At 40.2% G+C, this 21957-nt stretch carries 19 protein-coding genes; 8 read left to right on the plus strand and 11 right to left on the minus strand.

The features are described 5' to 3' along the window. The first annotated feature begins 34 nt into the window (after positions 1–34). The 8 genes from AC4CU0_RS08705 (at position 35) to AC4CU0_RS08740 (ending at position 10824) form a co-directional block, all read left to right on the plus strand. Positions 35–877: an RNA methyltransferase gene (locus AC4CU0_RS08705; RefSeq protein ID WP_490742949.1), complete on the plus strand. Its 843-nt coding sequence runs from the start codon at positions 35–37 to the stop codon at positions 875–877. Next, positions 870–1679 (plus strand): serine O-acetyltransferase, encoded by an 810-nt coding sequence (gene cysE, locus AC4CU0_RS08710; RefSeq protein WP_180163510.1) that lies wholly within the window; start codon positions 870–872, stop codon positions 1677–1679. The genes AC4CU0_RS08705 and cysE overlap by 8 nt, the downstream gene beginning before the upstream one ends. 105 nt (positions 1680–1784) lie before the next feature. After that, positions 1785–2699: an ABUW_2363 family tetratricopeptide repeat lipoprotein gene (locus tag AC4CU0_RS08715; RefSeq protein ID WP_490742950.1), complete on the plus strand. Its 915-nt coding sequence runs from the start codon at positions 1785–1787 to the stop codon at positions 2697–2699. 128 nt (positions 2700–2827) lie between these two features. Beyond that, positions 2828–4834 carry an esterase/lipase family protein gene (locus AC4CU0_RS08720; protein ID WP_078193556.1) on the plus strand — a complete coding sequence of 669 codons (2007 nt, stop codon included), beginning with the start codon at positions 2828–2830 and terminating at the stop codon, positions 4832–4834. A gap of 991 nt (positions 4835–5825) precedes the next feature. Continuing rightward, the gene (gene mutS, locus AC4CU0_RS08725; RefSeq protein WP_180007752.1) at positions 5826–8456 is read left to right on the plus strand and encodes a DNA mismatch repair protein MutS; all 2631 of its coding nucleotides are present in this window, start codon (positions 5826–5828) and stop codon (positions 8454–8456) included. Positions 8457–8842: 386 nt separating this feature from the next. Beyond that, a complete protein-coding gene (gene fdxA, locus AC4CU0_RS08730; RefSeq protein WP_004651686.1) occupies positions 8843–9166 on the plus strand; it encodes a ferredoxin FdxA in 324 nt (107 codons plus the stop codon). 138 nt (positions 9167–9304) lie between these two features. Further along, entirely contained in the window at positions 9305–10027 is a 723-nt protein-coding gene (locus tag AC4CU0_RS08735; protein WP_078188751.1) for a D-Ala-D-Ala carboxypeptidase family metallohydrolase, read from the plus strand. Between the two features lie 131 nt (positions 10028–10158). Then, positions 10159–10824, plus strand: a complete 666-nt coding sequence (locus AC4CU0_RS08740; protein ID WP_490742951.1) for an O-methyltransferase — start codon at positions 10159–10161, stop codon at positions 10822–10824. 209 nt (positions 10825–11033) lie between these two features. On the opposite strand, the gene AC4CU0_RS08745 is transcribed toward AC4CU0_RS08740, so the two are convergent. The 11 genes from AC4CU0_RS08745 to AC4CU0_RS08795 form a co-directional block, all read right to left on the minus strand. Next, on the minus strand, positions 11034–11876 hold the full coding sequence (locus tag AC4CU0_RS08745) for a universal stress protein (RefSeq protein ID WP_490742952.1): 843 nt from the start codon (positions 11874–11876) through the stop codon (positions 11034–11036). A 130-nt stretch (positions 11877–12006) separates the two neighbouring features. After that, a complete protein-coding gene (locus AC4CU0_RS08750) occupies positions 12007–12624 on the minus strand; it encodes an acyltransferase (protein ID WP_249679937.1) in 618 nt (205 codons plus the stop codon). After that, the gene (locus AC4CU0_RS08755) at positions 12617–13216 is read right to left on the minus strand and encodes an IMPACT family protein (RefSeq protein WP_490742953.1); all 600 of its coding nucleotides are present in this window, start codon (positions 13214–13216) and stop codon (positions 12617–12619) included. Before AC4CU0_RS08755 ends, AC4CU0_RS08750 begins: the two co-directional genes overlap by 8 nt. A 102-nt stretch (positions 13217–13318) precedes the next feature. Next, on the minus strand, positions 13319–14509 hold the full coding sequence (locus tag AC4CU0_RS08760) for an HlyD family type I secretion periplasmic adaptor subunit (protein WP_078193562.1): 1191 nt from the start codon (positions 14507–14509) through the stop codon (positions 13319–13321). A gap of 3 nt (positions 14510–14512) precedes the next feature. After that, a complete protein-coding gene (locus tag AC4CU0_RS08765) occupies positions 14513–16639 on the minus strand; it encodes a type I secretion system permease/ATPase (RefSeq protein WP_490742954.1) in 2127 nt (708 codons plus the stop codon). After that, positions 16636–18159, minus strand: a complete 1524-nt coding sequence (locus tag AC4CU0_RS08770; protein ID WP_490743486.1) for a TolC family protein — start codon at positions 18157–18159, stop codon at positions 16636–16638. The genes AC4CU0_RS08765 and AC4CU0_RS08770 overlap by 4 nt, the downstream gene beginning before the upstream one ends. 166 nt (positions 18160–18325) lie before the next feature. After that, complete coding sequence (gene lptB, locus AC4CU0_RS08775; RefSeq protein WP_078188759.1) at positions 18326–19069, minus strand: LPS export ABC transporter ATP-binding protein; 744 nt, start codon at positions 19067–19069, stop codon at positions 18326–18328. After that, positions 19069–19635: a lipopolysaccharide transport periplasmic protein LptA gene (lptA, locus tag AC4CU0_RS08780; RefSeq protein ID WP_111883783.1), complete on the minus strand. Its 567-nt coding sequence runs from the start codon at positions 19633–19635 to the stop codon at positions 19069–19071. Before lptA ends, lptB begins: the two co-directional genes overlap by 1 nt. After that, positions 19625–20167: an LPS export ABC transporter periplasmic protein LptC gene (gene lptC, locus AC4CU0_RS08785; RefSeq protein WP_490742955.1), complete on the minus strand. Its 543-nt coding sequence runs from the start codon at positions 20165–20167 to the stop codon at positions 19625–19627. Before lptC ends, lptA begins: the two co-directional genes overlap by 11 nt. Before the next feature lie 35 nt (positions 20168–20202). Next, on the minus strand, positions 20203–20742 hold the full coding sequence (locus AC4CU0_RS08790) for a KdsC family phosphatase (RefSeq protein WP_490742956.1): 540 nt from the start codon (positions 20740–20742) through the stop codon (positions 20203–20205). Between the two features lie 4 nt (positions 20743–20746). After that, a complete protein-coding gene (locus AC4CU0_RS08795) occupies positions 20747–21724 on the minus strand; it encodes a KpsF/GutQ family sugar-phosphate isomerase (RefSeq protein ID WP_490743487.1) in 978 nt (325 codons plus the stop codon). Positions 21725–21957 lie beyond the last annotated feature (233 nt).

Here is a 21957-nt window from a genome sequence, read left to right on the forward strand (position 1 = left end):
AACTGCTTTTTTAAATAAACATATTGGAAATATCATGAATCAAACTGACAATGCTGCGGTTTCAGCACATCTCTCCCATGTGCGTATTGTCATGGTGAATACAACATTACCCGCAAATATTGGTAGTGCATTACGTGCCATGAAAACCATGGGACTTTCAAAGTTGGTCTTAGTTGCACCGAAGACTTACCCGCATCCTGACATTAATGCTTTGGCTGCCGGTGCTGTCGATTTAATTGATCAAATTGAAATCGTTGAATCATTAGAAGAAGCCATTAAAGATTGTCATATTGTCTTTGGGACCAGTGCGCGTAGTCGTACCATCCCATGGCCACTGCTTGATGCTCGCCCTGCTGCTGAAATGTCTCTCAAAGCGGTCTGTGAACAACAACAAGAAATTGCCGTGGTGTTTGGCCGTGAAGACCGTGGTTTGACCAATGAAGAATTGGCAATGGCCAACTACCATGTCACTATTCCAGTGAATACTGAATATGGCGTCTTGAATGTTGCCCAAGCGATTCAAGTCATTTGCTATGAAATGCGTATGGCTGCCCTTGCACATACTGAGTTAACGGCAAATCCTGATGCCAATATGCATGTGACAGATGACATCGATATGGAATGGGATGAACCTTTGGTGACCCATGAAATGATGGAACAGTTCTACCCGCATATTGAAAAAATGATGGCAGAGATTGAATTTATGGATCCAAAAAATCCAAGATTATTACCTTTACGCTTGCGTCGCCTATTTGGACGTATACAATTAGATCGTATGGAATACCACTTATTACGTGGCATCTTTAGCCGAGTACAGGCTTTAAATAACGGAACATGGAAAAAATCTACAGACAATGAGGATCAATCTAATGCTTAAGCAGCTCAAAGAAGATATACAGGCTGTATTCGCGCGCGATCCTGCTGCACGAAATACGCTCGAAGTCTTAACGACTTATCCAGGAATTCATGCCTTAATCATGCATCGTATGGCACATGAACTTTGGAAAAAAGAGTGTAAAGGCTCAGCTCGTCTATTGTCTTCTTTTAGCCGCTTTGCCACAGGCATTGAGATTCATCCGGGTGCGAAAATCGGTCGTCGTTTCTTTATTGACCACGGTATGGGTGTGGTGATTGGTGAAACAGCTGAAATTGGTGATGATGTCACCCTCTACCATGGTGTGACCTTAGGTGGCACGACTTGGAACAAAGGCAAACGTCACCCAACTCTGGAAGATGGTGTAGTGGTTGGCGCTGGTGCAAAGATCTTGGGCCCATTTACGGTGGGTAAAAATGCCAAAGTCGGTTCAAATGCCGTCGTGACTAAAGAAGTTCCTGCAAATACTACTGCTGTGGGCAATCCAGCACGCTTTATCACCAAAGATAGACCAAAAGATGAAGCGGAAACCCGTCGTCGCGATTATGCAGAAAGTATTGGTTTTCAGCCTTATGCTGCAACACAAGACCAAACTGACCCAATGTTAGAAGGTATGCGTGTATTGTTAGATCGTATTCAGCACAATGAAAAACGTATGAATAATTTGTGTCAGCGTTTGTCTCTCCTTGACCCAACGTTCAAAAAGCAACAGCTTAATGAACAACCTTTTAGTCAGGAAGAACTTAAAATCATTGAAGATGTGCGCCGCGAATGCGAAGCTCAAAGTAATCAATCTAAAGCTTAACCAAAAGCAATCATAATAAGTTGCCTTTAACTTGCATGTTGTTCAGAGTTTTTTTAGACTGACCAACGTGCTTTTTTGTATAAAATAAATTAATGGATGAATCATATGACGCTTAAGCCCTTGGCAGTTGCTTGTATTGCTTTAACCCTTGCCGCTTGTGGAAGCGCCCCAACTAAAAATAATGCTCCTAAAGATGCCATGATTTTTGTAGAGCCTGAACTGACTCCACCGTTCTACGCACTCAACCCATTTAACTACGATGCACCACCTCCTTTTGAATTAAATTTACAAAAAGCTGCAGCACAGCCTGTGACTAAGATGGTGGTAACTAGCCCGACCGACCCATCTAAACAACTAACACTTGAAGAAAACCGTCTGATTATTCCAATTGTAGACAGCAAAGTACGTTCAATGAAATTTGCTGCTTTAGCGGGTGATAATGAAATCGACATTACTGAAATTGATGATTTCTTACAGCTTGTTGAAGGTAAAGCACGTCACTATCCACCTCGTTTTGTTCAACGCCAAGAACGTAAAGGGTTTGAACTTAAACTTAAAGAAGTGACGCAAAAATTAGATACCCTTGCATCTAAAGACAACGCTTCTTTTGATGTTTTAGTTCGTGCATTTAAAGCCAGTGTGATGGCACGTAACCTTGATTTGGGTTCTGTATACACCACTAAATCATTAACTTATGCACAGCGTATTTTAAAAATCAACCAAGATGATGCTGAAGCAAATTTCTGGTTCGGTTTCGGTTTATCTGAAGGTGGTGGTCAACGTGAAGCGATTCCATACTTAGACAAAGCAATGAAAGCCGGTGTTCAAGAAGCGTATCTTTCTGCAGCAAATAACTATATTGCCATGGAACAAAAAAAGAACGCCATTCAGGTTTTAAAGAACTATAAAGTTAAATATCCACAAGAAGCAGAAGTTGCTGATCGTTTAATTCAAGAAATTGAAAAGCAAGGTCGCTGGAATGTTTGGCAAGTTTTAAATCCACCTAAAGCTGCGTCTTAAATCTGACGATTTAAAAAATTCTTTTGAAAAAAGACCGTTCTAACGGTCTTTTTTCATTTAAGGTGAATTGAAAATCCTGACAATTATCGTATGATTTGAAAATACTTAACCTTATGCGCGGCCTCTTTATGCAGCAAAATATTAAAAAAATACTGCTCCTTGGAATCATAAGTACAAGCGTACTGAGTGGATGTCAGGTCGTCAGTGTCAAAAATCAAAAACTCAATGTTTCGATTGCCAATGAACGTGAAAGTATTATTTCTCGAAACAAACTTAGCGAAGCCAGTTTAAATGTCTTGTCGATGACAGGTCGGGAAGCCAAAGCCTGCACAGAAGACCCGAAAGCCTGTGTTGATGAGTTACAACAAATTCCTCAGATTCAAGATGAACAATTACTTTCTACAGCAAGTGAATTATATTTAGCTAAAGCTATAGAATATGAATCTTCTTCAGCCTGCAAGTTAGGTGTGCTCAGTAGTCACAAATCTGAAGAAAAACAAAAAATTGAACAAGACACTTATAATAAGTGCTTAGATCAACAATTGATACTTCTCGATAAAAGTATTCGCTATAGCTATGCGTACATGTTTAAAACCAAACGTGCGCCTGCTGATCGTATTTTTGATAACCGTCAAGTTCAAATCCGTGATTTCTATAATCAAGGGATTGCCAAATTGGTTAGCAGCTATGCACTACGTTATAAGCCGCAAGAAGTCACCCAACAGATTAAAGTCGGACAAACCACCTATCACATAGACTTCAGCCACTACCCAGAACTCAAAAATCGTAAAATTGAACAATTGATGTCAACCTATAATCTTAACTTCTCAGGTTTACGTTCAATTACCCGTCGAGATGGTTTTGGCTCCGAATTTCTTGTGGTTTTACCCGAAGAACATACGATTGAAACAGGCAAAGCCAAATATATTATCAATCCGATTGATTTTAAATATCCGTCTGGTTCAAATCCTAATATCCATCAAGCGCGCTATTTAGCTGCAACCTTAACGGCTGAACCACTAAGCGCTGCAACTACAGTTGATCAAATTTTGAATCAACATGAGTTTCAAATTAAAGCTTACGACCCGTATAAGTATGAACAGGTCAATATTGCCAATAAAAACTATGCGCTTGCTGCCAATTTTTCTGCTCCATATGGTCTTTGGTTAGCACAAAATAACTTGGGTAAGGCAGCTTATTTATCACTGATTGACCGAGATGAAAAACTGACGATGCCGCATCTCTACATGCTTGAACCATATAATCCTGACAAGAAAGTTATCGTCTTGGTACATGGTCTTGCTAGCAGCCCTGAAGCATGGATTCGTCTGACTAACGATATTATGGGCGATTCAGTGCTACGTGAACATTATCAAGTGTGGCAAGTCTTCTATTCAACGAATATGCCGATTATTGAAAGCCGCTTCCAAATTTATTCCATTTTGACTCAGACCTTTAGCAAAGTAGACGCCAATGCCGCAGCTAAAAAAGATGCTGTTCTAGTCGGTCATAGTATGGGCGGCATTATTGCACGACTACTGGTCAGCCAAGCCGATACCACGCAAGCAGCTTTGAAAATGATGAATTCACGTCAATTAAATCAGTACCGAAATATTCCAGTCGTGAAGCAACGTATGGTGATTGATGATATTCCTAATTTCAGCCGTGCAATTTTTTTGGCTGCACCTCATCGTGGTACAGAATATGCAGATCGCTGGTTTACCAAAGCCGCTCGAAAAATTATTAAACTCCCAGGAGCTTTTTTATCGGCTATGGGTGATGTGTTAACTCAAGAAGAAGACCTGAAAGATTTATTTCGTGAAATTGACCATGGCTTGATCCAAAATGGACCAAGTGACTTAAGTCATCAATCAAAATTTATCGCGCTCACTGAAGATATTCAGCCGCGTAAGGGTTTGAAGTTTCATTCAATTATGGGAAATAACACCAACAGTCAAGATAAAAATATTATGACGGATGATATTGTACCATACACTAGTGCTCATCTAGAGGGTGCTGTTTCAGAAAAAATCATTAAAGGGGGTCATTCGATTCAAGAAACCCCTGAAGCTGTACTCGAACTACGCCGTATATTACGTTTGCATTTGATTGAACTTGGCCTCTATAAACCATAAGGCAATACAGCATTTAAATCGATCTACATATTTTAAAACCGATCTCAGGATTGGTTTTTTTTATTTCTGCATTTACTTGAACATGCCATTATTCACGTAATTACTATATAAGCTTTTTTTTTAATCATTTTAAAACTCATAGGCACTCGTTAAACTTTATATAAACCTTATATTGGAGATAAATTATTGTAAAATAAAGACAAAATATTGTGCGCTTTTCCTAATTATTTTATGAGCATATCGAATTATGAAATTATAAGGCTTAAAGTCACTTCATCTGGATGAAATTGGGGGTTAAATCATAACTATATAAAATTAAGTATATTTTACGTCAAGTTTATAATCCATTTATCAACCGCTCTACCGTGAGGTTTTGTCTCAAATCACCAATCGAAATGGTGAGTTAGCTGCACACTATGGCAGCGAAGGTTTTTTACTCCTCTTTAGGGTGTTAACTGAAGCTGAAAATTGAACCTTTGGCAGCCGATTTATTACGCAGAATTTAATCACTCGAACTTCCACATCCAGCCAGCCATATGTCTAAATTTGTGAAGATTAGCATCGGTACGGAAACGATCATTCCATCCAAATCTGATCAAATTCAGAAATTTATATAGGCTGCCGATCGTGCACTTTACCTTGCAAAAGGTAGCGGTCGCAACCAATATCGATTAGCTCAGGCTGAAGCGCAGCTTGATGTTTGAGTCAGTTTATCGCATTGTTAATTTATCCATTGTTGAATTTACACACAGACTTTTTTAGCGTTTATAAATAATATTTTGACTGCTTTTTTTACATGCAGACAAACCTTTTCTGGCATTTTCCTGTCACTTTTTTTGCTAGAATCAGCAACACGATTTGTTAACGTACACCTGTGGTTTTGAACGAAGAGACAATATAAATATAAGGACTTTTTCTAAATCCAATTTTCATCAAAACAGTGTTTTTCGTTTAGCAGCGCACAAATTTTTATTTTAAGGTATTTCGTTTCATGCAAGCTGATAATTCCAAAGTTGACCTTTCAACGCTGACCCCAATGATGCAACAGTACATGTCAGTCAAAATGCAAAATCCGCATTCACTGATGTTTTATCGGATGGGTGATTTTTATGAGCTCTTTTTTGAAGATGCGCATAAAGCAGCAAAACTTTTAGGAATTACACTAACACATCGTGGTAAAGCCAATGGTGAGCCTATTCCTATGGCTGGTGTCCCGTACCATGCAGCTGAAGGCTATTTAGCCCGCCTTGTAAAAAAAGGTGAAACGGTGGTGATCTGCGAACAAATTGGTGAAGTAACTGGCAAAGGGCCGGTTGAGCGAGGAATTGTCCGTATCATTACCCCGGGAACATTAACAGACGATGCACTGATTGCCTCTCATCAAAGTTCAAATTTAGTCGCGATCTGCTTACAACAAAATCAGATCGGGATTGCTTTACTAGACCTCAGTGCAGGTATTTTCAAAGTTCAGCAAATGGACTATCAGCTGGAACAATTGGCAATCGAACTTTCACGTTTAATGCCGAGCGAAATTTTGATTGATGAAGATCTTATTGATCCGAATATTGTCGAACAAATTAAACGTCAATTAGACTGCCCTGTTACCAAGCGTCCAAACGTCGACTTCAATTTAAATAACGCACAAAAAACGCTGTGTGACCAATTTGCAGTTGCCACACTTTCAGGTTTTGGTATTGACCATTTACCTTTGGCGAAAGCTGCCGCAGCGGCTTTGATTCACTATGCAAAAGTGACTCAAAAAACTGCTTTACCACATATCCGCAGCATTCAACTCGAACAAAGTAGTGATTTTGTGGCGCTCGACCCCGTCACTCGTCGTAACTTAGAACTGATTGATCCCCTATTTGAACATGGCACTTCCCTGTTCCAACTAATCAATGATTGCCAAACTGCGATGGGCGGCCGCCTATTGAGTCGTACCTTGATGCAGCCTTTACGAGATACCGCTTTATTGGATGCGCGTTTAGATGCCTCACAAGCGATGCTGCAAGGCTATCATGAGTCTCCGATACGTTTAGTTCTCAAAGAAATTGGTGATATTGAACGTGTGCTATCTCGTGTAGCGCTCGGCAGCGCTCGACCACGAGACCTAGTTCAGTTACGTCAAACTTGTGCACAAATTCCCTATCTTCGACATGCACTTGAACCGATCATTCAGTCACACCAATCTAAGCTGATCGCTCAGTTAAATGATGAAATGGGTGATTTTCACGGCTTACATGAGCGTCTTATGTCTGCCATCGTAGAAAACCCGCCAGTGCTTTTACGTGATGGAAATGTGATTGCTGAGGGTTTCGACACTGAACTTGATGAACTACGCAAAATTCGTGACCATGCAGGACAATTCCTCATTGATCTTGAAATTAAAGAGCGTGAACAAACCGGAATTTCAACCTTAAAAATTGGCTATAACCGTGTCAGTGGCTACTATATTGAACTCACTCGAGCGCAGGCTGAGCAAGCGCCTGATCATTATATACGCCGCCAAACCCTTAAAAATGCTGAACGCTACATTACCCCTGAGCTGAAATCCTTTGAAGATAAGGTGCTTTCAAGTGAGTCACGTGCATTAGCGCGCGAAAAAATGCTTTTTGAACTATTACTCGATGAATTACGTGCAGATATTGGCAACTTACAAATGATGAGCGCCGCTATAGCGCAAATTGATTTACTGGCTAATTTTGCCCATCAAGCTCGATTACGAAATTGGTCACGTCCTGAATATAGCCCTGAAGTTGGGATCAAAATCAAAGCCGGACGTCACCCAGTTGTGGAATCTCTGAGCAAATCAGCATTTACTCCAAATGATACCAGTTTGGACTTTAATCACCGCATGGCGATTATCACAGGGCCAAATATGGGCGGTAAATCGACCTTTATGCGCCAAACTGCCTTAATCAGCTTATTAGCCTACTGTGGTAGCTTTGTCCCTGCCCAATCTGCCGTATTAGGGCCGATCGATCGGATATTTACCCGTATAGGATCTGCCGACGACTTGTCTACAGGCAAATCAACCTTCATGGTGGAAATGACTGAAACCTCACAGATTCTACATCATGCGACCAATCAATCATTGGTACTGATGGATGAAGTCGGACGTGGTACGAGTACCTATGATGGCTTATCTTTGGCGTGGGCATGTGTGCTCGATCTCACGCGTCGCATTAAATGTTTATGCCTATTTGCAACGCATTATTTTGAGCTCACCGAGTTAGGCAAAGACGCTAATATCGATAACTATCATGTAACTGCTCGTGAGCTAAATGGCAACTTGATCCTATTACATAAAGTCCAACAAGGCCCGGCGAGTCAAAGTCATGGTCTACAGGTGGCAAAGCTTGCGGGTATTCCCGCAGCAGTGATCAAAGAAGCGCAAAATCGCCTTCGTATATTAGAAACTCAGCAAAAACAGCAACTCAATACTGCTGTACAAACCGATCTATTCTCGGCACTCACAGAGCCCGAAGTCATTGAGCGCGTGGTGGAAGTTGAAAAAACATCGCCCGTACTTGATGCCTTAGCAGATTTAGATGTAGATAACTTAAGTCCACGCGAAGCACTACAACAGCTTTACGCCTTAAAGGATTTACTTAAGATCTAAATTGAGCAGAAGCGATAGATGAGATATGCAAAGAACACCTATGAAGGTGTTCTTTGCATTGACGCCATGTAAATGTGTAAATTAGTAAATATTTGCTATCTACTACTGCGGCTATTCAACAATAAATTGATAAAAAATTAATGTTGTTAAATGTTTCATGCTTAAAATACACATTAAAAATATTGTTTGATAAACAGATGTAATTTAATCAGTTTTTGAGTATGATTCTCATTCATTGTGAAATTTACATAAATTGTTCAGTTTTTAGTGATTTTAACAGCACTGCATATAATAATTATCAATAAAAGGAATTGTTAGTTACCCTATTTTTTGCCTAAAATACACCATTAGTTTATTAGAACCATATTTTTTAGGTAGCTGTCGCCATGACCTTTGTTGTCACTGAAAACTGTATTAAATGTAAATATCAAGACTGCGTAGAAGTTTGCCCTGTTGACTGTTTCTATGAAGGTCCAAACTTCCTTGTTATTAATCCAGATGAATGTATCGACTGTGCGCTATGTGAACCTGAGTGTCCAGCTAACGCGATTTTCTCTGAAGATGAGTTACCTGAAGGTCAAGAAGTATTTATCGAACTTAATACTGAACTTTCTCAAAAATGGCCGAACATCACTCAAATTGGTGATCAACCTGCCGACCGTGAAGAATGGAACGGTAAAGCTGATAAATTACAATATCTTGAAAAGTAATTTTACGCTTTCATGAAAAGATCAGCACATGCTGATCTTTTTTTATACTTAAAGCACACATTTCATTGCAAATTATTCAAATTTTCTCAATAAAATTGGATTAAAATAGAACGAGTTTATAAATAATTGATTTCTATAATGAAGCATTTACTCAAGGGATTATTGTCTGTTGCAATATTCCCTCTTGTTTTCATTGGTTGTACAACTACACCACAAAAACAAGGTCACACTATTACAACTCCCGACGGTAAACGTATTTACATACCTCAAGAAAAAGTGACGACCATCAGACAAGCCCCGCCTAAAGTGGTGCCTTATGCATACAACTCATGGGTCGCGTCTGTTGATAATTTACGTCGCGTTCGAGACTATGAAGTCTTTTTAGAGAAAAATGGTGTAGGCAATATCATTCCTTCATTTGAGCTGATGCGTACTGCACGTGATTGGCAAAAATGTGGTCGCTCAGAATATATGGTGCCTAACCGTGAATTATGGCAAAACCAAATTGCAACCTTACGTGTCTTTAAATATTTAGTTGCGGCCAATATCTTAACGGACTTTGAAGTGACTTCGGTTTATCGTGATTTGCCTTTGAACCAATGTGCCGGTGGTGCAAGTTCATCTCGTCACTTATACAACTCGGCGATTGATTTCCGTATTGGACCTGCGTACCCGCAGCCCGAAGACTACAGTTATATTGAAAATACCAAGTTCCGTTTATGCCAATTTTGGTCACAACACGGGCAGAGTCTCAATATGGGATTAGGTTTATATGCCAGCGGACAAATTCATATTGATACTCAAGGCTACCGTACTTGGGGACCTGATCACTCAAGTCGCTCTTCAATGTGTAATTACTAAAACATTACATCGTCATATCAAGACCTCTTCGGAGGGCTTTTTTGTACATAAAATATTCAAATATAGAACAATAAATTGCGATGTTGGTGGAAAGGTTTAAAATGCTTGCATCAATCACGAGGTGCGACAACATGCAACAAATGTGGACAGACATTGATGCTTACATCGATTCACATTTAATTCCTGAAGATCCAATATTGACCCAAACACTTCAACATACGGATGAACGTGGCTTTCCTGATCATCTTGCTGTAGCGGCTAATCAAGGCATGCTGCTTCAAATGTTAATCCAAATGAACAAGTGTAAACGCGTTTTAGAACTTGGAACTTTTGCAGCCTATAGCACCATATGGTTAGCACGTGCCTTACCTAATGATGGTTACATTCTAACCATTGAAGGTCGTGATACACATGCTGCCCTGGGTCAAGAAAATATTGATAATGCAAAGCTTGCACAAACGATTGAACTAAAATGTGGTCGCGCGGCAGATATTTTACGTGCCCTTCCTGAAGATACTGAAGCTTTTGACTTTATTTTTGTCGATGCAGACAAACAGAGCTACCCTGAATATTTAGAATTAAGCCTAAATTTATCTCATTCAGGTACAGTGATTGTTTTAGACAATGTGATTCGTGCAGGTGAGATTCTGAATGCCGAAAACCACAAGCCAAGTATTGAAGGTATCCGAGATATGTTCAAAGCCATGCAAAATCATCCGAAAATTTTATCCTGCACGGCACTTCAAACTGTAGGTTGTAAAGGTCATGATGGTTTTGCGATTGCAATCGTTAAATAATCTAAATCGAGGTGTTTTTTAGCCACCTCGAATAAAGGTATAAAAAACAATCAATACAATATTTTATTTTTAAAACAACTACTTACAAACACTACACACAGAGTTATCCACAATTTATGAGGATAACTCTGATTATTTTTAACACAACAACTTATTATTTATTTACTCGCATTTGTCCGTCTATTAAATCACCTATTTGTTGTTTCATCTTATTTTACAACCAACAGTGGAACACTCGAATTTCTGAAAATACTGGTGGTAATACTGCCCAAGAAGAACTGATGGATTTTACTGTGACTAAATGCCCCCAGTACGATTAACTGGATACCATGCTCTTGTTGATAGTCCAGAATATTTTCCGAAACATCGCCATAGCGGTATTCCGTCACCACATCGAGCCCCGCATTGGTTAAATAATTTTTTGGATCATCCAAGATTTGTGGGTGATCTCCAACATAGACCAAATGACATTGTAAAAGTTTGAGTAGGTCACTTTGTGCCACACGCTTCATTAACTCAACGCATTTAGGCGAATATTCATAGGCAAAAATAAAACGAGCCGGTGGTTTAAACGTTGGCCCTACAGTCATAACTGTACAACTTGCACCACGTATAAAGTTTTCAACATTACTACCAAGCGGCTTATTGCGCTCTGCTGAACGTTCACCCACGCGACCAATTAAAACAATATCGTCATCTTGCAACACATTAAAACTTTGCTCTAAGAAGTCGCCCTTTTCCTGAATATGGGTGGTTTGAATACCATGCTTATCTTGGATCATTTCAGAAATGTGTTTGAGCAAGTTATTACTATAATCTAACGCTAAATCACTTTGTTTTTGTTCTAACTCCGCGAGTTCTTTCAAGAGCATAGCATTACTTTCAAACCCAATCACGCCACTGATTTCACCTAAGTGATAACTTGCCGGATAGTAATCAAGTATTTGTAGTAAAACCAACTCGCGGTGAGTTTGTTTAGCAACCCAAGCAGCAGCATCAGCTAGTGCATTAATGCATGGAGAAGAGTCGATACAGGCGATAACTCGTTTCATGATTAGCCCTCGTTTTATTATTGCTTGGCTATAAAATGTTGTTTGTTATTTTTAACTTATCACAACTCTGTTTCACTGTGCATGCATTTGTGTAAGCATAAAAATGATTTATGACCTATTTGGTGATTATTTATTCACGATATCGAATGAATTTTGCAGGATTACCCGCAATAATGGCACGTGCTTCAACATTTTTCGTCACCATACTGTTCATACCGACCACAGCCTGCTCAGCAATGTGAATGCCATCCTTGATTCCAACATGCGCCCCTAACCAAACATCACGCTCTATCTCAATCCCTTGTGATCGTACAGCCTGCTGATAAATGGGTTGATTAACATCCATTCCATGATCAAAAGCGTATAAATGGCAATATGCCGCCATACGAACCTGATCGTGAATTTTGATGCCCACTCGCCCACCATCTAAAATACAGTGATGATTGATCGCCACTTCATTGCCTATTTCTATTGGGCCATGCAAAGTGCAATCCGCCGCAATAAAGCTGTTATCTCCAATAACAATCTTACGTCCCGGTTCGGCAAAAATATGAGCCAATGGCGATATAAAACAGTTTTCACCAATTTCAACGGTTTCCATCGATTTGAGATAGTCTTGATATTCCTGTTGCCAAGCTTCAGCCCAACCACGATTTTTTGGTTTGAGTGACCAATATAACCAAGGCATATAATTCAAACGATGCTTATGTTGCTCTCGATATTTCAATAATGGATCTTGTTCATTCATCTTCAGCAGCCTCAACGATATGCAATTGTTCACGTCCGCGAGTTACATCTTGAATCTTTAACTGTAGCGGTTGGATTTGATGAATTTGCAATGATGCAAGTACATTTACGCCCTGAGCTGTATAGTCTTCCTGAAATTCAATTTGCTGCTGATTGAGTTCATATTGGAAAATTGCCCATTCATTAAACTGACAACTAAATTGCACTTTTTTCTTCTCAATAAGTTCAATTTTTTCAGCTTGTAAAAGGCATTGACCTGCACAGCCACCATAGGCACGTACCAATCCCCCTGTCCCGAGCTTAATTCCGCCATACCATCGATTAACCAAGACCAACACGTTGGTTAGGTCATTCCCTTCTATGGTTGCTAGAATGGGCCGACCTGCTGTGCCTGAAGGCTCACCATCATCATTAAAACGTACGGTATGTCCAATTTTCCATGCCCAACACTGATGTGTTGTTGAGATATCCTTATTGGCTTCGAGAAATTCTTTAACGGCTTGTTCATTTTCCACAGGAACTGCGATGGCTTGAAAACGACTTTTTTTAATGTCTTCTTCATATTCAAACTGTGCGGCGAGTGTAAATGGCATAACGTCTTTAGATCCTGTATCAAAGGACATTATAGCGTTTTTTGAAAGACTTACATCCACAAAAAAGCCCCCAAAACTGGAGGCTTGATTGGCACTGCGTTATTAACGTTCGCGAAGTGCTTCTTTGGCTTTATTGAATGGCTTGATTAAATATTCAAGTACAGTTTTCGAGCCGGTACGGATATCAACTGTCGCCACCATACCCGGAGTGATACTAAAACTTTTACCTTCTTTATTGCTTAATTTATCACTATCTGTACGGATATAAACACGATAATAGAACTGATCTTGTTTCACTTCATCACGTAACGTATCTGGTGAAATGACGGTCACTTTACCTTTTAGACCACCATAGATCGAATAGTCATATGCCGTAATTTTCACTAAGGCTTCTTGACCCGGACGAATAAAAGCAATATCTCGTGGTGAAATACGTGCTTCTACCAAAAGCTGTTCATCCAAAGGTACAATGGTCATCAATTTACCATTTTGCGGAATCACACCGCCCAATGTCATCACATCAATCTCTTTGACCACACCACGAACTGGAGATTTAAAAACGGTACGGCTCAGCGTATCCGATTTGCCTTTCACCACTTGTTGCTGCGATTCAATATCTGTATTGGCTTTCGACAATTCTTCCCGTGATTTCACCAAATATTGGTTACGGACATCATTTAACTGATTTTGTAAGTCATTCGCTGAACGCTTTAAACGAAGTACTTCAACTTCACTTGCTGCACCCTTAGCAACTAAAGGTTCAGTCATGGCCAATTCTTGTTGAACCAATACCAAAGCTTGTTTTAAGCCGGCAACAGATTCTTCCAAGTTTGCACGACGTGAATGATATAAAGCGGTTTCTTCCTTCACTAAAGCTGGAATCTTTTGAACATCTTCAGGAAAGGTTAATGGTGTACCATTCACTTCTGCACGTAAACGTGCTGCTGTCGCACGTGATGCCACAAGTAAAGACTCGGTTTCACCAACATTTGATGCGAAGCGTGTTGGATCAAGTTGCGCAAGGACTTGACCTTGTTCAACAATTTGACCTTCCTTCACATTCAACTTGGTTAAAATCCCTCCCTCAAGCGACTGAACAATTTGTTCTTTCGAAGATGGAATCACTTTACCTGTCCCTGTAGAGACTTCTTCTAATTTAAACAACCAAGCCCAAACTAAAAGGATTGCCAGACCAATCGTAATAATCCAAATGATTAAACTCGATTTCGGTAATGGTGGCTCTTTAAAGCTGACTTTGGTCGAGCGTTGTATTTCTTGTTTATTTTCACTCATGATTTAAGCCCCAGCTACTTTTTTCTGAGCATTCTGATTCAGAATTTGATCACGAGGCCCATCCATGACAATTTTACCTTCATTCACCACAATAATGCGGTCAACCAACTCAAGTACCGCACGGCGATGTGTTGCCACCACCATAGTTCGGTTTTGTAAATAACCTTTTAAATGATCGATCAACTGCTTCTCAGATACGTCATCAATGGCTGCTGTAGGTTCATCAAGCAATAGAATATTGGGTTGACGAATCAATAAGCGTGCAAGCAACAAAGCTTGGCGTTGACCGCCAGAGAAGCCTACACCACCTTCTAAAATGATATGGTCTAGCCCTTCTTTTTTCTCTTGAACAAAGTGAATTGCACCCGTAATTTTCAGTACTTCAATCAATTGTTCATCCGTAGCCAACGGAGCACCCAAGGTCAAGTTTTCACGAATCGTACCATAAAATAACTGTGCATTTTGGTTCAATAGCCCCATATCACGGCGTACATCTGCGGGGTCAATTAAAGACAGCTCAATCCCATCTAATTTAACTTTGCCTTGTACTGGCGTTTGCATACCCGATAACAATTGGAGTAGCGTCGACTTACCAGCACCGTTACGGCCCAAAATTGCGATTTTTTCTCCAGCCTTAATTTCCAGTTTTGGAATTAAAAGACTTGGACGTGGGTCATCTTCACCATACTTAAATGACACACCATTGAGTTCATAATGACCATTAATTGATGGTCGATGAATAAGATGAGAATAATCCGGTTGATCGACAGGTTTCTTCATGAGCTCATCCAGACCGGCTTTTGCCACTTTAGCCTGTTGTAAACGACCTAATACCCCTGCCAGTGCAGAAATCGGTGCTAACATTCGTGAAGACAAAATCGAACAAGCCACCAAAGCACCTGTGGTCATTTCACCTTTCATCACAGCAAAACAGCCGACAAGTACAACAATTGCAAACGTTAGACCCTGAATTTTTTGCGTCCATGCCGACATTAAGCCTACAATTTTACGTTGACGCATGCTGACATCAGCAGACACTTCATTCATGTGGTTCCATTGGTTTTGGAAACGTGATTCAGCACGAAGTAATTTGATATCCTCCATACCTTGCACAGATTCAACCAATAAGGCATTACGAATCGAAGACTCGCGCATACCCATTTGTGCAAGTTTAGCCAATGGTTTTTGCGCCAAAATCCCTGGAATAATCATCAAAGGAACCACCAACAGCATAACCCAAAATAGATTGCCGCCAATTAACCAGAAGATGAACAGGAACAAGAAGAAAAACGGTAAATCGGCAATCGCAGTAACAGTCGTCGAGGTGACCATTTCGCGTACCCCTTCTAATTCACGAATCTGTGAAATAAAAGTACCTGTAGATTTTGAGCGTTCGCTATTTTTAATTCTTAATGCATGACCAAATACACGATCTGAAATTTTCAAATCGGCACGTTTACCAATAATATCCGACAAATAAATTCGTGAAACACGTAATGCAAACTCAAATATCGCTGCAATTAACACCCCACCGGCAAGTACCCATAAAGTCGGTACAGATTGAGATGGAATAACGCGGTCGTACACGTTCATTGAGAACAAAATAGTGGCTAGGGCCAAAATATTCGCCATTAATGAAGCAAACATAATGTCGATGTAGCGTTTCCAGTCTTTTAAAACAATCGACCAGAACCAATTTTTTTCAAACGGCTTGATGTATTCATCAACACGTGCATCGGGTACAGATGACTCTGGACGCAGAATATAAATATTGCGAACGCCATGACTCAATCGTTCAATAGAGAAGACTTGAGATAGGCCTTCATCTCCGCTCAATTGGACACTGGCATTACCGTCTACGTCGATGCGTTCTACCACACCCACTTCACCACTAATAAACTCAACCAATACCGGTAAGCGCCATGGATTGAGCAGATTTATGTCATATTTATTTTTTCGAACACTTAATCCAATTCGGCGTGCCATGACTGCAACCAGTTCATCGGCATTTTTGTGTTGATCCCAATCCAACTGCAACCGTATACGTTCTTCAGAGGGTTCAATTCGATAATGCTTTGCAATATTCAGAACCGCTTGTAGCCACGGTTGATAATTTATTGTATTACTCATGGCTGAACTTCAAACCCCTGAATAGATATATTATTAAGTTCATAGATATTTCGTGAACGCCCTGTCACTTGGATGTACTGTGCAAGTGCTGAGTAGATATCATATTGCGATGTCACAATTTCTTGTGCGGCACTATGTATGGCTTGCTCGGCATTCAGTAGATCGACAACCGTTCGAGTTCCTAATTTATATTGTTCTTGATACAGCTCTTTGGTTCTTACCGTTGTTTCACGGCGCTGCACCAATATCGACATTTGACGCTTTTTATTTTCAATTTGTTCACGAATCATTCGGACTTGATCAATCACATCCAAATACACTGTATTTACTTGTGCTTTTGCTGCTTCTTCTGCATAGCTTGCGGCACGTGTTTGCGCTGCGATTGCACCACCTTGGTAAAAATTACTGGTGGCTTCCAACATGATTGAATTATATAAACCATCATCTTCATCATTATTTGGATTACGGCCATTCACCGCCTGACTCAGACTGCCTTTGACATTGAGTGTTGGATAAGCACTTAATTTTGACTGTTGCTTTTGCAGTTTGGCAACTTGAACTCCAGCCTGAGCTTGCATCATGCTCGGAATCATCTTGAAGTCAGGATCATCATACAATGCCGCTGCAGTTAAGATCCGATCGGGTATCACCCAATTGATCTGACTCACATCAAAACCTAACAAGGTACGCAGACGCTGTTGGTACTGTCGAAGCTGTGTTTCTTGCACGATTAAATTTGATTCTGCAGCTTCTAAATTTGACTTGGCTTGAATAGGGTCTGCTTGACTACTGATCCCTGCGGTTGCACGTAGGTTGGCAATTTCAGCAATCCGACTCACACCGGCAATTTGTTGCTGCGCAATTTTAGCAACTTCTTGATATCGTTTAATGTTGATAATGGCATTTGCAACATCAAAAGAAACTTCATCCAAATTCACAAGCACATTGGCCTGCTCTTGTAACATTTTTGCTTCTTCGATACCGACAGCACTTTTGGTTTTACCAAAGTCATATAGCATCTGCGTCGCATTTAAAGACACCAACTGACGTCCACGCTCGCCTTTGGTCAGATCTGCGGTACTTAATCCACCTGAAATTTGGGGATAATATGCAGCATTCGCAAGGTCAATATTGGCGTTTTGCGATGCAACTGTAGCAATACTTTGCGTGATTTCTGGACGTCTTTGCACGGCGATATGTATCGCATCAATAAAACTTAGATTCTTCGCTACCGTGTTTGGATTATAGTTGCCTTGTTGCGTTCGACCATAAGCAACGGCGGGCATTTCTTGGACACGTGAGGTATCTAAATTATATTTACTGAGTTCGGTGATGTTAATTTTTTCGGCAGAAGGTTTAGGCTTATTAGGTAAAAAAATCTTATCTAATGTCTTTTGAATGGTACTTTGCGCAGTGCCAGTTTCTGCTGCATACACTGAACCAATGGAAAAGGGTAATAATAATATACAAAAGAAATTGCACTTATTTTTACGCGGACGCCCAACTTCTGGACCATTCATCTTTCGTAATCGCATGATTTTTGCAGGTCGTATTTTTAGTTTAAAGTATACTGAATTCTTGTTAATTTTTTAGATTAATCGCTCAGTTTTTGTCATTTCAGACAATAACATAAACCCGCTGAATGAAACTAGCGCCATTCAACAGGAAATTTCTTATTTTATTCAATTAAACGGTAAAATCATCACCAAGATAAACTTTACGTACCGTTTCATCTGCAAGGACTTCTTCTGGAGTACCTTCTGCAATCACTGAACCTTCGCTCACGATATAGGCATGCTCACAAATCGCAAGGGTTTCACGCACATTATGGTCGGTAATTAATACACCAATACCACGATCTTTCAATGTTCGGATAATGTCTTTGATATCACCCACTGAAATTGGATCGACCCCTGCAAAAGGTTCATCGAGCAACATAAATTTAGGGTCTGCCGCTAACGCACGCGCGATTTCCGCACGACGACGCTCACCACCCGACACACTCATACCAAGAGAATCTTTGATGTGTGTGATTTTAAAGTCAGCAAGCAATTCCGTTAAACGTTGCTGACGTTGTTGCTTATTTAGATCTTTACGGGTTTCTAAAATCGACATGATATTTTCAGAAATGGTTAATTTTCTAAAAATAGATGCTTCTTGAGGTAGATAACCAATACCTTTACGTGCGCGCTCATGCATTGCCAAGTCAGACAAATCAAGATCATCTAAATGAATCTCACCTTTATCCATACGCACTAGACCAACAACCATATAGAAACTTGTGGTTTTACCTGCACCATTTGGACCAAGTAAACCCACAATTTGACCACTTTGCATGCTAAAGGACACATCCTTTACCACCCAACGCTTACTGTAGTTTTTGGCTAAATGTTTAATACATAAAGTTTGAACTTGCGAAGTTTGCTCCATTAATCACGTGCTCCTGGGAAGGACTTAGTGCTTGACGGTGGAATCACGATTTGAACACGCCCCGAAGAAGATCCAGATTTATTTGGCGTACCTTCAGCTACGATATCGCCTTTATTCATACTGTATTTCAAGCTATTACCACGAATACTGGCACCATCTTGTTGCAACAAAGCCCCACCCGTCATGGTGATAATACCTGTTTCAGCATTGTAGACGATTTTCTGTGCTTGGCCTTTTGCATAGCCTTTGGCAGGGTCAGTTTTTTGTTGGAAATGTGCTGGCCCACCCGTTGCTGTAATCGTACTGATCTCTTTTTTGCTGTTTAAGTTCGCAACGATTGAGTTTGCCTGAAGCTTCATCGAACCCTGTTCAATGATGACATTACCGGTATACGTCGTAATCCCGGTTTTTTCATTAAACGTTGCACGATCGGCAACCAATGAAATCGGTTGATTACGATCTGAAGGCAAAGCAAAAGCTGCAACTGAACATAACGCCAGTGAACCGAGTAGCGCTGTACGTTTTAGGAAAGTTTTTGCAGTTTTTCGATTAAAATTATGGTTCATACTTTCCTCGAATATTAAAAAATTCGTATTGACCGTCGTTTAAATTTGCTTTTAAACCTTGGCTGACAAATTCGGCTTGTGGTGAAATCACCGTTACAGTTTTGTCCGTTTCTATTACACGCTGTTTTGGAAAAGCAGTTAGTTCCTCTGTACGAAACTCCATTTTCCCTTCACGCATCAATCTCGTTGCAACCACATTGTCACTCAGAACGACTTTTTGGTTATCGTCCATACCATTGGCTTGTTTGGCAAAGAATGTGGCATCGACAGTACCATCTTGATAGGTTGATGCTTTCAGATTGACCAAATGAGACGTTTGCTTTTGCAAATCCTGCTCAAGTCGATCGACTTGCGCACGAATATACAATTTTCCCTGCTCATCAGTCTGCGTCAGGTTAATGTTTTCAGCTGAGTAAGTCATACTTTTCGAAGAGTCCGCCTGAAGCTTATTACCCTTTCCACCGAAATAGTAAAAACCACCGCTTACAGCAGCAATGACCACAGCTGTCACGTATAAAACTTTAGTATCCATAAGCGGAGATTCAATCCAATGACTGCATCAATTTATTAATAAGGTGCACTTGCATATTTTTCAAGTAGTTCCTGGTATACACCTTTAGACACTAAAAGCATATCGCAAATTTCACGAACAGCACCACGTCCACCCATCGCCTGAGTGACAAGATCTGCACGGCGACGTACTTCTAAATGTCCATTCGGTACGGTCACTTTCATCCCTGCAATAGCAAAGGCTGAAAGATCCGGCCAGTCATCACCCATGTATAGGCAATCTGAAGGATCAATACCAAACTGTGCGCAGGCTTCAGTCAGTGCAACACCTTTGTCTTCACGACCTTGAAAGACCAAATCGACACCTAAGTCAGACATGCGTTTTTCAACAATATTACTTTTACGGCCGGTAATAATGATGACTTTGATACCCGCTTTTTGCACCAACTTCATGCCTAAGCCATCTCGAATATCAAAGGATTTTATTTCATCGCCGCTATTGGTCAACGTTACAAATCCATCAGTTAAAATTCCATCTACATCCAGTACTAGTGCTTCTATGTGACGCGCTTGTTCTAGCAATACATACGATGCCATTTTCTTAATTTACCCCAGCCTGAATCAGATCATGCATGCTGATAATCCCAATCACTTTATTGGCATCATCAACAACTACAAATTGTGTAATTTTCTTTTCATTCATACGTTCTAAAGCATGTACCGCGCGTTCTTCTTGTGAAATGGTCAACGGATTTTTAATCATCACTTCTGAGACTTTCATATTCACATCAAAGCCTTGCTGTTTATCAATCAAACGACGTAAGTCACCATCGGTAAAGATACCCAATAAGATATCGTTTTCATCGACAATTGTGGTGAGACCCAAACGCTTATTTGAAATTTCGTACAAGACTTTATTCATAGGTGTCTCTGGCGACACTTTGGGTAAGTCTTCACCTGTATGCATGAGATGTTTTACATGCAATAACAAACGCTTACCCAACGCTCCTGCAGGATGAGAACGTGCAAAGTCATCTGATGTAAAACCACGTGCATCCAATAATGCAACTGCAAGGGCATCACCTAAGGCTAATGTTGCAGTGGTACTGGAGGTCGGCGCTAAACCCAAAGGACATGCTTCTTGAATATTACCCAAGGTCAATGCGACATCGGCATTTTGTGGCATTGGGCCTTTATTGTCGCCACTCATGGTAATAAGAGGAATGCCCAAATGTTTGATCAATGGCATCAGCATCATAATTTCATCACTCTTACCTGAGTTTGAAATTGCAATGAGCACATCACCTTTAACTAACATGCCCAAATCACCATGTCCAGCTTCACCTGGATGCATGAAGAAAGATGGCGTACCTGTCGAGGCAAACGTAGCGGCCATTTTACGACCGATATGCCCCGATTTGCCCATACCAGTAATCACTAAACGCCCTTTGCACTGTAAAATGATTTCGCAGGCTTGGCTAAAACGATCATCTATTTGCGTCGCTAATACTTGTAAAGCATGCTCTTCAATACGCAAAGTTTCTAATGCGACTTTCTGAAAATCGACTTGATTCGGCATATTTGGTGGATTCAAAGTTGTTATACCTTAAGCCGTGAGAGGTGCGCTCTCACTTTCAAAATAAAAAATTTTCACAATTTTATCATATCTATGCAAATAGCACGTTTCCAAATGTATAAGATTTCATGAATTATGCAGAAAAGATGCATTTCTTCATTTTTATCTTATGGACAAATAAATTGAATTCAGCACTCGCATGAGATTCAGCCCGAATCAAATGATCCTTCAACTCT

This window comes from Acinetobacter sp. LipI_15 (assembly GCF_058242865.1).

Excerpts from the sequence above, each read along its gene's own strand:
- AC4CU0_RS08765 (WP_490742954.1), bottom strand. The coding sequence starts at position 16,639 with ATGAGTAATACAATAAATTATCAACCGTGGCTACAAGCGGTTCTGAAT.
- AC4CU0_RS08735 (WP_078188751.1), top strand. The coding sequence starts at position 9,305 with ATGAAGCATTTACTCAAGGGATTATTGTCTGTTGCAATATTCCCTCTT.
- AC4CU0_RS08720 (WP_078193556.1), top strand. The coding sequence starts at position 2,828 with ATGCAGCAAAATATTAAAAAAATACTGCTCCTTGGAATCATAAGTACA.
- AC4CU0_RS08755 (WP_490742953.1), bottom strand. The coding sequence starts at position 13,216 with ATGCCATTTACACTCGCCGCACAGTTTGAATATGAAGAAGACATTAAA.
- cysE (WP_180163510.1), top strand. The coding sequence starts at position 870 with ATGCTTAAGCAGCTCAAAGAAGATATACAGGCTGTATTCGCGCGCGAT.
- AC4CU0_RS08760 (WP_078193562.1), bottom strand. The coding sequence starts at position 14,509 with ATGAGTGAAAATAAACAAGAAATACAACGCTCGACCAAAGTCAGCTTT.
- AC4CU0_RS08770 (WP_490743486.1), bottom strand. The coding sequence starts at position 18,159 with ATGAATGGTCCAGAAGTTGGGCGTCCGCGTAAAAATAAGTGCAATTTC.
- AC4CU0_RS08705 (WP_490742949.1), top strand. The coding sequence starts at position 35 with ATGAATCAAACTGACAATGCTGCGGTTTCAGCACATCTCTCCCATGTG.
- lptA (WP_111883783.1), bottom strand. The coding sequence starts at position 19,635 with ATGAACCATAATTTTAATCGAAAAACTGCAAAAACTTTCCTAAAACGT.
- AC4CU0_RS08795 (WP_490743487.1), bottom strand. The coding sequence starts at position 21,724 with ATGCCGAATCAAGTCGATTTTCAGAAAGTCGCATTAGAAACTTTGCGT.
- fdxA (WP_004651686.1), top strand. The coding sequence starts at position 8,843 with ATGACCTTTGTTGTCACTGAAAACTGTATTAAATGTAAATATCAAGAC.
- lptB (WP_078188759.1), bottom strand. The coding sequence starts at position 19,069 with ATGGAGCAAACTTCGCAAGTTCAAACTTTATGTATTAAACATTTAGCC.
- mutS (WP_180007752.1), top strand. The coding sequence starts at position 5,826 with ATGCAAGCTGATAATTCCAAAGTTGACCTTTCAACGCTGACCCCAATG.
- AC4CU0_RS08740 (WP_490742951.1), top strand. The coding sequence starts at position 10,159 with ATGCAACAAATGTGGACAGACATTGATGCTTACATCGATTCACATTTA.
- AC4CU0_RS08745 (WP_490742952.1), bottom strand. The coding sequence starts at position 11,876 with ATGAAACGAGTTATCGCCTGTATCGACTCTTCTCCATGCATTAATGCA.
- AC4CU0_RS08790 (WP_490742956.1), bottom strand. The coding sequence starts at position 20,742 with ATGGCATCGTATGTATTGCTAGAACAAGCGCGTCACATAGAAGCACTA.
- AC4CU0_RS08750 (WP_249679937.1), bottom strand. The coding sequence starts at position 12,624 with ATGAATGAACAAGATCCATTATTGAAATATCGAGAGCAACATAAGCAT.
- AC4CU0_RS08715 (WP_490742950.1), top strand. The coding sequence starts at position 1,785 with ATGACGCTTAAGCCCTTGGCAGTTGCTTGTATTGCTTTAACCCTTGCC.
- lptC (WP_490742955.1), bottom strand. The coding sequence starts at position 20,167 with ATGGATACTAAAGTTTTATACGTGACAGCTGTGGTCATTGCTGCTGTA.